The organism is Ruania alkalisoli (assembly GCF_014960965.1).
Taxonomy (GTDB): domain Bacteria; phylum Actinomycetota; class Actinomycetes; order Actinomycetales; family Beutenbergiaceae; genus Ruania; species Ruania alkalisoli.
Genome location: NZ_CP063169.1, coordinates 1,854,782 through 1,869,671 on the forward strand (window position 1 = coordinate 1,854,782; position 14,890 = coordinate 1,869,671).

12 protein-coding genes are annotated in these 14,890 nt (G+C 70.0%); 5 read left to right on the forward strand and 7 right to left on the reverse strand.

Annotation, left to right across the window (positions count from 1 at the left end):
• Positions 1-86: 86 nt before the first annotated feature.
• The gene (locus IM660_RS08130) at positions 87-1,175 is read right to left on the reverse strand and encodes an aminotransferase-like domain-containing protein (protein ID WP_193498826.1); all 1,089 of its coding nucleotides are present in this window, start codon (positions 1,173-1,175) and stop codon (positions 87-89) included.
• A gap of 127 nt (positions 1,176-1,302) precedes the next feature.
• Here IM660_RS08130 and IM660_RS08135 point away from each other — a divergent pair, with 127 nt between their 5' ends.
• A complete protein-coding gene (locus IM660_RS08135; RefSeq protein WP_193498827.1) occupies positions 1,303-3,324 on the forward strand; it encodes a DUF5107 domain-containing protein in 2,022 nt (673 codons plus the stop codon).
• A 9-nt stretch (positions 3,325-3,333) separates the two neighbouring features.
• On the opposite strand, the gene IM660_RS08140 is transcribed toward IM660_RS08135, so the two are convergent.
• Positions 3,334-4,236, reverse strand: coding sequence for a PfkB family carbohydrate kinase (locus IM660_RS08140; RefSeq protein WP_193498828.1), 903 nt, complete (start codon positions 4,234-4,236; stop codon positions 3,334-3,336).
• Positions 4,237-4,565: 329 nt separating this feature from the next.
• Here IM660_RS08140 and pheS point away from each other — a divergent pair, with 329 nt between their 5' ends.
• Together pheS and pheT are read left to right on the forward strand one after the other, a co-directional pair.
• The gene (pheS, locus tag IM660_RS08145) at positions 4,566-5,648 is read left to right on the forward strand and encodes a phenylalanine--tRNA ligase subunit alpha (protein WP_193498829.1); all 1,083 of its coding nucleotides are present in this window, start codon (positions 4,566-4,568) and stop codon (positions 5,646-5,648) included.
• Positions 5,648-8,311 (forward strand): phenylalanine--tRNA ligase subunit beta, encoded by a 2,664-nt coding sequence (pheT, locus tag IM660_RS08150; RefSeq protein WP_193498830.1) that lies wholly within the window; start codon positions 5,648-5,650, stop codon positions 8,309-8,311. Before pheS ends, pheT begins: the two co-directional genes overlap by 1 nt.
• A 148-nt stretch (positions 8,312-8,459) precedes the next feature.
• Here pheT and IM660_RS08155 read toward each other — a convergent pair whose 3' ends face one another.
• Genes IM660_RS08155 through IM660_RS08175 form a run of 5 tightly spaced genes read right to left on the reverse strand, consistent with a single transcriptional unit; the run spans position 8,460 to position 12,135 of the window.
• A complete protein-coding gene (locus IM660_RS08155) occupies positions 8,460-9,080 on the reverse strand; it encodes a dihydrofolate reductase family protein (RefSeq protein ID WP_193498831.1) in 621 nt (206 codons plus the stop codon).
• Positions 9,080-9,583 (reverse strand): SRPBCC family protein, encoded by a 504-nt coding sequence (locus IM660_RS08160; protein ID WP_193498832.1) that lies wholly within the window; start codon positions 9,581-9,583, stop codon positions 9,080-9,082. Before IM660_RS08160 ends, IM660_RS08155 begins: the two co-directional genes overlap by 1 nt.
• Before the next feature lie 3 nt (positions 9,584-9,586).
• Entirely contained in the window at positions 9,587-9,925 is a 339-nt protein-coding gene (locus IM660_RS08165; protein ID WP_193498833.1) for an ArsR/SmtB family transcription factor, read from the reverse strand.
• A gap of 31 nt (positions 9,926-9,956) precedes the next feature.
• Positions 9,957-11,141, reverse strand: a complete 1,185-nt coding sequence (locus tag IM660_RS08170) for an MFS transporter (protein WP_193498834.1) — start codon at positions 11,139-11,141, stop codon at positions 9,957-9,959.
• 7 nt (positions 11,142-11,148) lie between these two features.
• Entirely contained in the window at positions 11,149-12,135 is a 987-nt protein-coding gene (locus IM660_RS08175) for a quinone oxidoreductase family protein (protein ID WP_193498835.1), read from the reverse strand.
• Between the two features lie 100 nt (positions 12,136-12,235).
• On the opposite strand from IM660_RS08175, the gene IM660_RS08180 reads away from it, so the two are divergent.
• Together IM660_RS08180 and IM660_RS08185 are read left to right on the forward strand one after the other, a co-directional pair.
• Positions 12,236-13,564: an acyltransferase family protein gene (locus tag IM660_RS08180; protein ID WP_193498836.1), complete on the forward strand. Its 1,329-nt coding sequence runs from the start codon at positions 12,236-12,238 to the stop codon at positions 13,562-13,564.
• Positions 13,561-14,862: a sensor histidine kinase gene (locus IM660_RS08185; RefSeq protein WP_193498837.1), complete on the forward strand. Its 1,302-nt coding sequence runs from the start codon at positions 13,561-13,563 to the stop codon at positions 14,860-14,862. The genes IM660_RS08180 and IM660_RS08185 overlap by 4 nt, the downstream gene beginning before the upstream one ends.
• Positions 14,863-14,890: the final 28 nt, after the last annotated feature.

The following is a 14,890-nucleotide window of genomic DNA, read 5'->3' on the forward strand; positions in this document are numbered from 1 at the left end:
GTGCCCGTGCCGTGACATAGGTGCCACGCAACGACGGCGGCCGCCCACCGAGGCGAGGTGAGCGGCCGCCGTCGTAAACGACTGGGTCAGAGCGAGCGGTAGGCCTCACCGAGGCGCTTGACGCCCTCGTCGATCTCGTCCGGGGTCACGCCGGAGTAGGCGAGCCGGATCGCGTTCTTGGAGTCGTCGAGGAGGAAGTCGCTGCCCTTGACGATCTGCACGCCACGGGCGGCAGCAGCGTCGAAGAGTGCATCCCCGTCCACGCCCTCGGGGAGGTTCACCCAGAGGAAGTAGCCGCCCTCCGGCTCGACGAACTGAGCGTCCGGGACGTGCTCGCGCAGGCCCGCGCACAGGCGCTGGGAGCGCTCGGCCAACGCGGTCTTCACCGTCTCGATCGAGGTGTCGAAGGATCCACCGCGCGCGAACTCGTTCACGATGGACTGGGCCACCATGTTCGGCGAGATGTAGGTGCCGGTGGCGAGCTTGGCGATCTGGGCAATGATGTCGGCCTGGCCCACGAGGTAACCCACCCGGATCCCCGGGCACACCGTCTTGGAGAACGAGGAGGCGTACACGACCTCGCCACCGGTGGCGAGCGAGAGCATGGTCGGCTGCGGCTCACCGGAGAACCGGAGCTCGACGTACGGGTCGTCTTCGAAGATCGTGAAGCCCTGCTCGCGGGCGAGCTCCACCAGTGCGCGCCGCTTGTCACCGCTGAGGGAGTAGCCGGCCGGGTTCTGGAAGTTCGGGATCAGGTGCGCCAGCGCGACCGGGTTGGCACGCACGAGTTCGGTCAGCGCGGTCACGTCCACGCCGTCCTCTTCGAGCGGGACGGCGCGCAGGTCGGCTCCGCGGCCCTTGAGGGAGAGCAGCGTGCGGTCGTAGGAGGGGCGCTCCACCACCACGGTGTCACCGGTAGAGACGAGCGTCTCGAACAGGAACGCGTCGGCCTGCATGGAACCGTTCGTGACGAGGACCTGATCCTCGGCGACGCCATGCCGCTCCGCGATCCAGGCGCGCAGCGGCTTGTAGCCGACCGACGTGCCGTACGCGAAGGAGCCGGCCGGGTCGTTCGTGAAGGCACGATCGGCGGCAGCGCGTAGACCCTCGACGTCGATGATGTCGAGCGAGGGAGCGCCACGGGCAAAGGAAATCGGGGCAGGTTCGGTTGCCATGTGCCCAGCGTAGTTGGACCGTCGACCTCGCCGCGCGAGCGTCTCGTCACTCGGCCTGCCCGACCGGCACCACCCACCAGCCGGCACCGCCTACCCGACCGGCGTCGGCCTGACCTACCCTGCTGGTGTGAGCGAACCCTCCCGGCTGTCCCAGGATCGAATCAGTCTTCCCGGCGTGCTCCCGGGCGAGGCGCCACTGCCGCAGCCCGGCACGGTGATCGAGTCCGGCTTCACACTCGCCGACGACCTCCCGCCGGACCTTCACGAACGGTCCCGTCAGGGGTGGCCACGTTCCATGCACCCCTACCTGCAGCAGGACAGTTATGGGCGCGACCGGACCGACCTCTCCCTCGCGACGGTCGTGCTGGAGAACGAGCATCTGCGTGCCACCTTCATACCCGCGCTCGGCGGCCGGCTCTGGTCGTTGGTCTCCCTCCCGGACGAGCGGGACCTGCTCTATGCCAACCGCGTGCTGCAGCCGGCGAATCTGGCGCTGCGCAATGCCTGGTTTGCCGGAGGGGTCGAATGGAATATCGGCACCAAGGGGCACGCAGCGCACACGATGGCGCCGCTGCATGCTGCTCGTCTGAGAACCGGTGACGGTGCCCCGCTGCTGCGGATGTGGGAGCTGGACCGCCTGCGCGGCACCATCTTCCAGGTGGATGCCTGGATCCCTGTCGGAGCTCGCGCCCTGCACGTGTATGTCCGGATCCAGAACCCCACCGCGATAGCCGCTCCGATGTACTGGTGGTCGAACGCCGCCGTGCCAGAGGCCGATGACGTCCGGGTGCTGGCCCCCGCCACCACCGCGTTCTCCACGGCGACGGACGGCCCGGTCCGCCGGGTCCCGGTTCCGGTCCGTGGTGACCTCGACGTCTCCTACCCCACGCGTTCGAGCCACGCCGCTGACTACTTCTACGACATCCCTGACGAGACTGATCCCTGGATCGCGGCGGTCGCCGGCGATGGCCACGGCTTGATGCAGGCATCCACCGGCCGGCTTCGTGGCCGGAAGATGTTCTGCTGGGGCACCTCCACCGGTGGGGCGCACTGGCAGGACTGGCTCAGCCCCGCCCGCGGGCAGTACCTGGAGATCCAAGCGGGCCTCCTGCCCACCCAGTTCGAGCACACGATGCTGCCGGCCGGGCAGGCGTGGGACTGGCTCGAGGTCTACGGTGACGCCGCGCTCGACCCACAGATCGCGCACGGCGGTGATTGGCCGACTGCTCTCGAGATCGGCGGCCGGGCGGCACGCGGGCTGCTGCTCGACCCTGACGGCACGCTCAGCCGAGCCCGTGCCCTCGCCGACGAGTCACCGGTGGAGATCCTCGCCACCGGTTCGCCGTGGGGAGCGATCGAGGCGCTGCTCGCCGGAGAGGACCGAGCGGCGGTCTCGGCCGGGACGCCCTTCCCGGACCTGGCGAACAGAGCACCCGCGGGCAGGGGCGGCGCACCCGCCGCGAGCGAGGGAGCACACCCAGCCGGCGATGTCGCCACCGACCTGTGGTGGGCCCTGGTGGCCGATCCCGATCAGGCCGGCAGCATGCTGGCCGCGGCCGACCCGGCAGTCCCACCCGCCTCCTACGCCGCGGGAGAACGATGGCTCGCGCTCCTGGCCGGCCACGAACCGGGGTGGGCTCGCGACTACCACCTCGGCGTTCTGACCCACGCCGCGGGCGATCTCGACGACGCCGAGCGCCACTACCGCAACTCCCTGGCTCAGCACGAGAGCGCGTGGGCCCGACGCGGACTGGCACAGCTGGCCGCCGAACGCGGAGAGCCTGCCGAGGCCCTCGCAGAGCTTCAGCGCGCCCTCACCGCACCCGGGGTGGCCGGTTCGGAGGCAGAACGCACCCTCGTGATGGAGGCGATGACCGAGGCTCTACGTGCCAGATTGCCGCAGGAGGCGCTGACGATCGCCGCGCGGGCGAGTGAGCCGGTGCAGCGGCTGGGCCGGGTGCGGTTGCTGCGCGCCCGGGCGGCCTGGTCCACCGGAACCGCAGCCGGAGTCTCGTTGGCGCGGGAGCTGCTGCTGGCGGGGATCGAGGTCGCCGATCTGCGCGAGGGCGAACGTGAACTCAGCGACCTGTGGTCGGCTGCGTTCCCCGGTGAACCCGTCCCGAGCCGGTACGACTACCGCATGTCCTGACGGCGTCGCTCACCCAAGCCGTCCAGTCACCCGAGGCAGGCTCTGCTTCTCGCGCGCCCACCCCAGGGCACCTGGATAGCGCACCGAGAGGCTGGCCACCTCGGCAGCGCTGCGCAACACGTCGGTCCCGGTGACGTCACCGCCGGTCGCGATCGCGTGGGCCCAAGCCCCGTGCAGCACATCACCGGCGCCGAGCGTGTCGACCACCTCCACGGTGGGCACCGCGGGCACCAGAACCTCGCCACATCCACGCGGTCCGAGCACCCGGATGGGTCCGGCGCCCGAGCTCTGCCCGACGAGCTCTGGACCGTGGGCGGCGACGGCAGCGATCGCATCACTGGCTCCCGGCCACGTGAAGTGCTCCGAGAGCAGGACCGCATCAAGCTCGGCGAGCAGGTCCACCGCGGCCGGCTTGTAGGAGCCACCGTCCATCACGGTGGGTACGAGGCGTGCTCGGGCGGCTGCGCACAGGGCGAGGGACGCTTCCGGGAGGTGACCGTCAACGAGGACGCACCCGGCGCCGTCGGGAATCTGTTCCAGCTCGGCCGAGGCCGGCAACGGCCGTGCCACTGAGTAATTTGTGGACACCACGGCCCGTTCGCCGGTCGAGGCGGTCACGAGCACGGTGGAGACCGGCAGGGCGTCGATGGTGCCGATGTCGAGTACCTGGACACCGCACCCGGTGAGCTCGGATCGGGCGAGGTCGGCCAGCGGGCCGGTCCCGAGCGCGGTGACGAGGACGGTATGCGATCCCAGGGCGGCAGCGGTGAGCGCAGCATTCGCTGCCGGGCCGCCCACGGCCACGCGGACGTCGCTGGCGACGATCTTCTCGTTCGCGGTGGGCGGGCTCGTCACCACCTGGGTGATGTCGAGGGTGGTCAACCCACAGCAGACCACCGTGCGTGTCGTCATCGGCTCGTCATCACTGGGTCGTGGCGGGAGCGTCGTTCTTGCCGCACAACACCATGATCTCCTCCCGAGGGCGATGAGGGGCCCAGCGTCTCACGATCGTCGCGGGTCCGTGGTTCAGGTCGGGTCCGTGGTTCACCTCGGGCGGGCGACGGTGTGGCAGACTCCTCCCATGCCTTCGCGCCGATTTATCCAGCCCGTCTCGGGCTGACGCGCGCTACCGGTCCTTTCGACCGCGCCGATGCGCCCCGGGACGGGCAGCACGGGCACTCAGGCTTCCCTGTGTGCCCTCTAGACTCCACTGTGGTCCCACACGTCGGTGAAAGGTTGGCATGTCCACCCCTGAAGTTCCCTCCCCGCTCGATCCCGACGGCGTCGGCGCAGCACTCGAAGCCGCCCTCGCCGCCCTCGCCGCCGCGAGCGATCTGGACGAGCTCAAGGCTGCTCGTATCGCCCACACCGGCGACAAGAGCCCGCTCGCCCTGGCCAACCGTGAGATCGGCAGCCTCGCTCCGGCGGACAAGGCAACGGCAGGCAAGCTCGTCGGCCAGAGCCGCGGGCGTCTGAACAAGGCCATTGCCGCGCGCCAGGTGGAGCTCGAGGCCGAGCGCGACGCCCAGGTGCTGCGCACCGAGGCGGTCGATGTGACCGTGCCTCCGCAGCGGATCTCGCGCGGCGCCCGGCACCCACTCGATGTGGTCATGGACGAGGTCGCGGACTTCTTCGTCGGGATGGGATGGGAGATCGCCGAGGGCCCCGAGCTCGAGCACGAATGGTTCAACTTCGATGCGCTCAACTTCGGCCCCGATCACCCGGCACGGCAGATGCAGGACACGTTCTTCGTCGCCCCCTCAGACGGGTCCACGCTCGACGGCGTGCTCGACCCGGGCTCGGCGGAGCACCTCGTGCTGCGCACGCACACCTCCCCGGTGCAGGCGCGCACGTTGCTCGAGCGGGACCTGCCCGTCTACATCGCCTGCCCGGGCAAGGTGTTCCGCACCGACGAGCTGGACGCCACACACACCCCCGTCTTCCACCAGGTGGAGGGCCTGGCCGTGGACAAGGGCCTGACGATGGCGAACTTGACCGGTGTGCTGGACCACTTCGCTCGCGCCATGTTCGGCCCTGAGGCGAAGACCCGGCTGCGCCCGTCGTTCTTCCCGTTCACCGAGCCCAGCGCCGAGATGGACCTGTGGTTCCCGGCGAAGAAGGGCGGCCCGGGATGGATCGAGTGGGGTGGCTGCGGCATGGTCAACCCGAACGTGCTGCGCGCCTGCGGGGTGGATCCCGAGGTCTACTCCGGCTTCGCCTTCGGGATGGGGATCGAACGCACACTGATGCTCCGGCACGGGATCGAGGACATGCACGACATCATCGAAGGCGATATCCGCTTCTCCCGAGAGGGGGCCCGCTGATGCCGCTCATCCCGCTGCCGTGGCTGCGCGAGCACGTCGACGTCCCCGCCGGCACCACCGCCGAGCAGCTCGCCGCCGACCTGGTCCGGGTGGGCTTGGAGGAGGAGACGATCCACACCTCCGGCGTGACCGGACCGCTCGTGGTCGGCCGCGTGCTCGCGGTCGTACCCGAGGAGCAGAAGAACGGCAAGACCATCAATTGGTGCCTGGTCGACGTGGGCGCCGAACACGCCCCGGATACCGCGCCCGAGGGCGCCGACGAGGCTGCGACCGGTCTGGCCTACCATCCCCGCGGCATCGTCTGCGGCGCCCACAACTTCGGCGCCGGGGACAGCGTGGTCGTGGCACTCTCCGGTGCCGTGCTTCCCGGCGACTTCGCCATCGCCTCTCGCAAGACCTACGGGCACATCTCCGACGGCATGATCTGCTCGGCCAAGGAACTCGGCCTGGGGGAGGACCATGACGGCATCATCGTCCTGGACGATCCGCCCGCCCCCGGCGCTGACGCCCTTACCCTGCTCGGCCTCGCCGAGGAGGTGCTGGAGATCAACGTCACCCCGGACCGGGGCTACTGCTTCTCCATGCGCGGGGTGGCACGCGAGTACGCCCACTCCACGGGTGCGTCGTTCACCGATCCCGGCCTGGTGGCGCCTGCCGGCTCCGCGTCCCGGCCGCCGGAGGCCACCGTGGACGGTTTCGCCGTCGAGGTCTCTGACGAGGCACCCATCCACGGGACGCCCGGCTGCGACCGGTTCGTCGCGCGGATCGTGCGCGGGATCGACCCTGCAGCCCCGACCCCGGACTGGATGGCCACCCGGCTGCGCCAGGCAGGGATGCGACCGATCTCGCTGACGGTCGACGTCACCAACTACGTGATGCTCGACCTCGGGCAGCCGCTGCACGCCTATGATCTGGCCACGTTGGCCGCACCGATCGTGGTGCGCCGCGCCCAGGCAGGGGAGAAGCTCACCACCCTCGACGATGCCACCCGCACCCTGGACGCCGGCGACCTGCTGATCACCGACTCGCCCGAGGGCAACGGCTCGCGGATCCTCGGTCTGGCCGGCGTGATGGGCGGTGCGGACACAGAGGTGTCGGCCTCCACCACCGACGTGCTGATCGAGGCCGCGCACTTCGACCCGATCACCGTCGCCCGTACTGCCCGGCGCCACAAGCTACCCAGTGAGGCCGCCAAGCGGTTCGAGCGCGGCGTCGACCCGGCCCTGCCCGCTGTGGCCGCGCAGCGGGTCGTGGACCTCTTGATCGAGCTCGCCGGTGGCACGGCGGATGCGGCCGTGACCGACCTCGACCGCACCACAGCCCCGGGGCCGATTGCCCTGGACGCCTCCCTCCCCGGACGCACTGCGGGGGTGGACTACACGTCCGAGGCTGTGGCCGAGACGTTGCGTAGCCTCGGTGCCGAGGTCGTGACGGAGGACAGTGAACAGATCGGTGAGCAGACCAGTGAGGCGGAGGCCTCGGGCCGCCGGGCGCGCCGTGCCCCCAGGCTGAAGGTCACCCCACCGAGCTGGCGCTCCGACCTGCGCGTTCCCGCGGACCTGACCGAGGAGGTCATCCGTCTCCAGGGCTATGACCAGGTGCCCTCCGTCCTGCCGTCGGCACCTGCTGGCCGGGGCCTCACGCTGCGCCAGCGCTCGAGGCGCCGCGTGGCCGACCTGCTTGCCGATGTCGGCCTGGTGCAGGTGCTCACCTACCCGTTCGTGGCACCCGGCCGCCGGGACGAGCTCGGCCTGCCCGCCGGGGATCCCCGACGGCGGTCGGTGCGCCTGGCCAACCCGCTCAGCGAGGCACAGCCCCTGTTGCGTACCTCCGTGCTGGAGACGCTGGTGGATGCTGCCGTGCGCAACATCGGGCGTGGCCTGACCGACCTGGCGGTCTACGAGATCGGGTCCGTCACCCACCCCGCCGGTGGCGGTGACGGTCACTTGCCCCGTTCCCCGCTGCCTGCGCTCGGGGAGCGGCCCAGTGACAGCGACCTGGATGCGGTGCGCGGCGCCGTCCCGGATCAGCCGTTGCACCTGGCCGCGGTGCTGACCGGGAACCTCGTCCCGGCATCGGTGCACACCAGCGCCCGGGCAGCCGACCACGCCGATGCCATCGATCTGGTGCACCGGGTGGCCGAGATGCTGCGCGTGCCGCTCACGGTGACCGCGGATGCCGAGCGCGCCCCCTGGCACCCTGGCCGCTGCGCCCGGTTCGCCCTCACCGACGGTACTGTCGCCGGCTGGGCCGGTGAACTCGCCCCGAAGGTGACCCAGGTGCTCGACCTGCCGGCCCGCACCGTGGCGATGGAAGTCGATCTCGGTCTCCTCCTTGATGCGGCACCGACCGAGCCGACCCAGTTCCGGGCCATCTCCACGTTCCCGGCCGCCAAGGAGGACATCGCCCTGGTGGTCTCCGACGACGTCGCCGCTGCCGATCTGCTCGCAACTGTCCGCGAAGGCGCCGGTGAGCTGGCCGAGGAGGTGCGGCTGTTCGACTCCTACCGTGGCGAGTCTCTCGGTGAGGGACGGGTCTCCCTGGCGTTCTCACTCCGGTTGCGCGCAGCCGACCGCACGCTCACGGCGGAGGACTCGGTGAAGGTGAGGGACGCCGTCGTGGCGCTTGCGGGCCAGCGGTACGGTGCCGAGCTGCGCTCCTGAACGCACCTGCCCGCTTGCCATGCGGCAGGCGGGCAGGGCGGCCATCTGAGGACGGATGGTGCGGCACGATGGACACGCAGCCGGTGGCACACCGACGACGTGTCCATGATCCGATGGTCGGTGAACTCCAACTGCGGTGGTCGAGCCGTTAGCGCTCCCGGACGGCGTAGGTCAGGTGTGTCACCGTCGGAGCGGGGTCCGTGCGTACCTGCTCCAGGGCAATGCGGCCCGCGTCAATGCCCTCGAAGAGGCGGATTCCGGCACCGAACAGTACCGGTGCGAGTGCGATCGAGAACTCGTCGATCAGGCCGGCGTTGAGATGCTGCAGGATCGTGGCGCCACCACCCGCGATGCGGACGTCGCGCTCGCCGGCGGCAGCACGGGCCTGGTCGAGCGCGGTCTCGATGCCGTCGTTGACGAAGTGAAAGGTCGTCCCACCTGGCCGTTCCCACGGGTCGCGCCTCTCGTGCGTCACCACGAAGACCGGCACGTGGAACGGTGCCTCCTCGGGCCACGCGTGCTCGCCGGCATCGAACATTCGCTTGCCCATCACGCTCGCGCCGGTCCGTTCGGACGTCTCTCGCAGAATGTCGTTCTCACGCCCCTCCTCGCCACCGCTGCCGAGCTTGAGGTTCTCGCGGAAGTGCCGCTGCCGGAAGACCCATCGCTGCAGTTCCATCCACTGCCTGCCCATGAGGTCTTCGGGGGATTCGGGTGCGATATAGCCGTCGAGCGACATCGACACGCTGAAGAACACCTTCTGGGCCATCAGTTCGCCTGCTCGTTCAGAACCATCTCGGCGACGTAGCCGGCCAGGTTGCTCAGCGTCTGGCCTCCTGCTTCGATCGCGTGATACTTCTCCGCCGCCTCGTCGCGCTGTTCCTTGCTGGGGAACACGGTGCGCATCTCGATCCGGGTCGCCGTGGCGTTCGGTGTGAACGTCAGGATGGTCTCGAAGCTGTTCGGGTCGTCGCTGGACTCACCGTGGCGCAGCGCGATGCGCTCCGGTGGGGTGATCTCGATCCAGGTGATCCACTCGGCGTAATCGGTTCCGTCCGGTCCGTGCATCACGAAGTCCCACTCGCCGCCGACGCGGAACTCGAACGCCCGTGTGGTGGTGGTGAACCCTTCGGGGCCCCACCACCGGGAGAGGTGCCGCACCGCGGTGAACGCCTCGAACACTAGCTCTGGCGGGGCGTCGATCACCCGGTCGATCACGATCTCGCGGTCGGCTGCCGGCGGAGTCGGCGCTGTTCGTTCTGTCCTGCTCATCTGCTACTCCTGCCTCTGCTGTTTCAGGTCTTGTACGTACGCGTCCAGGCGATCGAAGCTCTCGTTCCAGAACTGCTCGAACCCGCCGGTCCACTCGTGGACCGGTCGCAATCCGCGGGCATCGAGACCATAGAGCCGTTGTTTACCGGCTTTGCGGTCCTGCACGAGCCCAACCTCCCGAAGCACCCGTAGGTGCTTGGACGCCCCGGGCTGAGTCATCCCCAGCTCCTCGGCCAGTGCGGTCACCGGCCGTTCACCGCTGCGCAGCAGGGTCAAGATCTCCCGGCGCTGCGGTTCGGCGATCGCGTTGAAGACGTCCGAGGTCGTCGCTGCACGTGCCATAGCCCCGATCATATTCCCATATGGGTATGTGTCAAGAGGGCGGGGACCGGTCGTCGGAGTGGGCGGGCTGGGGGACCAGTACGATCGCCACGATCGCCAGTGCCGCCAATGCCACGAGCACCGGGGTGCGGGTGCCGGTGATATCGACGGTCCAGCCTGCGAGTGTCGGCCCGATGGCGGAGCCGACTCCGCGTGCCAGGGCGAAGGCTCCGAGGATCAGGCCCACCGAGCGGGCATCGGTGAACTCCACCGTGTAGACGCTCTCCATCGTCGAGTAGGCGCCCACACCGATGCCGGCCAGCACCACGAATGCCACAGCGGCCGGCACCCAGCCTGCGACCGGGAGCAGCAGTGCCGGGAGCCCGAACAGCAGCAGGCACACTCGCACCACAGTGCGGTGGCGTACCCGGTCCAGCACCCACGGCAGCGGCAGTCGCCCGACCAGCTGGAAGGCGCCGCGGGCACCGGCCAAGGCCGACGCCAGCGCCAGGGTGAGCCCGGCGTCGACCATCGCGGGCACCTGGAACAGCAGCAGGACCGACATCATCGCCCCGCCGACGACACCCAATGTGAGAAGACGACGGAGGCTCCGGTCGCGGATGGCGAACGCCAGGCTGCCCAGCAACGTGCCCGACGCCCCGTCCGTCGGCGCCACCCGACCCGTCAGTACCGCCACCCAGGCCATCACCAGCGCGACGAGCGCACCAGCCCCGGCCATGCTTGCCCGCCAGCCCCACGCCGTGACCGCCCACGCCATCACCGGCAGGAAGATCGGGCTCGCCATCGCCCCGAAGAGAGTATTGCGCGTGATCGCTCGCGTCCGGCTCCCCGGGGCTACCCGCGAGATGATCGCGTGCGCGATCGCGTAGTACCCCACCGCCCCGACGCACGCCTGAGCCACCACGGCCGCGACGATGAAGACCAGCGGATGCTGCGCCGTCGCCGCTCCTGCCGTTCCAGCGCAGGTGCCGAGAATCGCCACCACGAAGACCGGCCGGGGGCCGGCCCTGTCCATGGCGCGGCCAGCCAGCACCGAGCCGATGCCCACGAGCAGGAGGGCCACCCCGTAGGCACTCGTGAGCGTGGTCTGGCTCCAGCCGGTCTCCTGGGCGATCGGCTCGATGAGCACGCCGTAGCCGTAGTACCAGGTGCCGAAGGCGCACAGCACGAGGAGGCCGAGCGACCACGTCAGCCCGGTGCCGAGCCTGTCATTCACGCACGCATCACGGGAGCAGTAGCACCTTCCCCGTGGTCTGGCGCCCCTCCAGGGCAGCATGGGCGCGAGCCGCGTCGGCGAGTGGGAACCGCGCTCCGATCCGGACGTCCAGTGAGCCGTCGGCGACGGCTGCGAAGATCTCCCGCGCACGCCAGGCCCGCTCGTCCGCATCTGCGATGTAGTGGAACAGCGTCGGCCTGGTCACGAACAGCGAGCCGGCCCGGTTGAGGCGCTGCAGATCGAACGGTGGCACCTGTCCGCTGGCACCTCCGAACAGCACGAGCAGTCCCCGACGGCGCACGCTCGCCAGGGAGGCGTCGAACGTGTCCTTGCCCACGCCGTCGTAGGCGACGTGCACGCCCTCACCCTGGGTGAGGTCGCGGACCAGGGCCGGCAGTTCGGCTGTGAGGTCGTCCAGCTGGTCATAGCGAATGACGTCCGAGGCCCCTGCCGACCGGGAGAGGGTGTCCTTCTCGTCGGTGGAGACGGTGGTGATCACCCGGGCGCCCCGCGCCACGGCCAACTGGGTCAGCAGCAGTCCCACACCGCCGGCGCCGGCGTGCACCAGAATGGTCTGGCCGGACTCGAGGTGAGAGACACCGTCGACGAGCATGTGCGCGGTCATGCCCTGCAGGGGTGTTGCGGCAGCGAGCTGCGCACTGACGCCCTCCGGGACGGGCAGCGCCTGAGCTGCGTCGAGGAGCACCTGCTGGGCATAGCTCCCGGTGGCGCTCGCGGCCCATGCCACCCGGTCTCCGACGATCGGGAAGTCGACACCGTCGCCCACTGCACTCACCACCCCGGCGCCCTCGCCACCGGGAGTGAGCGGGAAGTCCACCGGGTACACCCCCGACCGGTGGTACGTGTCGATGAAGTTCACCCCGACGGCCTCGGTGCGTACGAGGACCTGACCGGGGCCGGGTCGCGGCGCCGCGACCTCCTGCACGGCGAGGGCCTCGGGTCCACCCGGCTGATTCGCGACGACTGCCTGCATGTGGTCCAACCTACGCCCATCCACAGTGGGGCTACCCCTACCTGCAAGAGACCGGGAGGCACCCGTGTGCTGCGGATCCGGGGCCAGCAGGCTGGAGGGCATGACCACACCCTTGACTGCGGCGAGGCCGCCCGGGCCCTCGGAACGCTCCACCCCACGCGACGGCTTCGTCGACATACTCCGAGTCTTCGCGATCTCGCTCGTCGTGCTCCAGCACTGGCTGATGCCCGTGATCGCTTACCAGGACGGACATCTGTCCACAGGCAATGCCCTCGCCACCGAGCATGGCTGGACGATCACCTGGATCAGTCAGGTGATGCCACTGATCTTCTTCACCGGCGGAGCCGCGACTGCGATCAGTCTGCGGAGACGCCACGCCCGGGGCGTCGGGCGTGACACCGACTGGGTGGCCGGCCGGGTTCGCCGGCTCGCGGTCCCGGTGCTCGCCCTCGCCGCGGTGTGGCTACCTGTCCCGCAGGTGCTGCTCACCCTTGGTGTGCCGGCCGAGCCGGTGATCACCGGCGCCCGGTTGGTGGGCGCACTGTTGTGGTTCCTGGTGATCTACGTACTCCTCACCGTCATCAGCCCGGTGATGGTCCGTCTCGCCGGCCGCTGGCGCGGCCGCGAGGTTGCCGCGCTGGCGCTGGGCGCGGTGCTGGTGGACATGCTCCGGTTCGGCACCGACATCACGGCTCTCGGCTATCTCAACGTGATCCTCGTCTGGGCGGCGGTGTACCAGGTCGGGGTGCACTACACGGCCGGGCGGCTCGCTCGGGTGAGCGGGCGGTGGGCCCTCGCGATGGCAGTCGCAGGCTTCGCCGGCGTCGCTCTCGCCGTGGCATGGGGTCCGTACCCGGCGTCCATGATCGGGATGCCTGGTGAGGCGATCTCCGCAATGAACCCTCCAACGGCGGTCCTGCTCGCCCTGGCAGCTGGGCAGCTGGGGCTCGTCCTGTGGGCGCGGGCGCCGATCATGCGCTGGGCGTCCCAGCCCGCTGTGTCCCGGGCGCTGGACCGGGTCTGTGGTGCGTCGATGACGATCTACCTCTGGCACACCCCCGCGTTGGTGATCGTGGCCGGGGCAGCGGTGCTCGGTCTCGGGCAGGGCACGCCGCAGCCCGGTAGCCTGCCGTGGTTTGGCCAGCTTCCGATGTGGCTGGCCGCGCTGACCGTGGCGTTGACCCTCCTGGTGCGGCTGGCGGGACGGGTAGAGCGAACCCGGTTGCCCGCCGCCCCAATCGCTCCCGCGCAGGTCGCCGGTGCCTCACTGCTGGTGTCGCTCGGTCTGCTCGGACTGACCGTGTACGGGTTCCGGCCCGACTCCGCCTGGCCGGTCGTGGCAACGATGGCCGTGGTGGTCGGCGTGATCCTGCTTGGCTCCCGGGTGACTTGGCCTTCACAGGCCGAGACGGGCAGGCTGAGCGCATGACCGCCGTCGAGGAGCCCGCCGAGGGTGGGGCCCGGAGAACCGGACCCGGCGGCGGCGCGTGGGTCACGTTGCTGGGGCGCGCATCCCGTGAGACCGGTTACCTGCTGCTGAGTCTGCCGCTCGCGATCGCCGGGTTCGTGGTCTTCGTGGCCGGAGTCTCTGTCGGCTCCGGGCTGTTGGTGACACTCCTCGGACTGCCCGTCCTGGCCGTGACGCTGGCGGCGAGTCATGGTCTGGGGAACCTCGACCGGCGCCGGCTCGCCGCGATCGGCTACCCAGTACCCCGCACGCGCCCGTACCGCACATCCGAACGGGGGGTGCGCCGCATCCTGGCGCGGCTCGCCCATGGTCAAAGCTGGTTGGACCTGCTGTACGGTCTGCTGCGCTTCCCGGTCTCGATCGCGACTTTCGTGATCGCGGTGGTCTGGTGGGTTGCCGGTGCTGGGGCGGTGCTCTACATCGTCTGGGAGCGCTTCCTGCCCGAGAACGACGGCGGCCTGGCCGACCTGCTCGGATACCCCGGCCGTGCGGCCGACATCGCGCTGACCACGGTGCTGGGTGCGCTGCTGCTCGTCAGCGCGCCCTGGGTGGTCCGCGGCCTGGTGGCCGTACACCGGGGCCTGGCCCGGATCACCCTCGGTGGAACCTCCACGACGGCGCTGCGTGAGCAGGTCGAGTCCCTCACCCAGTCTCGTGCAGCCGCCGTGGATGCCGAGGCGGACACCCTGCGACGGATCGAGCGAGACATCCATGACGGACCGCAGCAGCGGTTGGTACGGATGAGTATGGACCTGCGGGCGGCCCAACGGCGCCTCGCACAGGATGACGCCGACGCCGCGGGCACCCTGATCGGTGAGGCGATCGAACAGGTTCAGTCCAGTCTGGAGGAGTTGCGAGCCCTTTCCCGCGGGATCGCACCGCCGGTGCTCGCCGACCGTGGGCTACGAGCTGCGATCGCGGCCGTTGCGGGCCGCTCACCTATTCCCGTGGAGTTGGATGTGTCTCTCACCGCGGACCAGCGGCTCGCGGCCGCCCGGGAGTCAGCCGCCTACTTCGTCGTGACCGAGGCGCTCGCGAACGCCGCCAAACATTCCGGTGCCGGGCTCGTCCGCGTGTCCGTTTCCCTCACCGACGACGACACGCTCGTCGTGCGCGTCAGCGACGACGGTGTGGGCGGTGCTCACGTGGGCAAGGGGCACGGGCTGGCTGGGCTCACTGACCGGCTCGCTGGGATCGATGGGACCTTGCAGGTGATCAGTCCTGAGGATGGCGGCACCCAGGTGGTAGCCACCCTATGACCGGGTGATTGCAGGCACTCGGCCACCC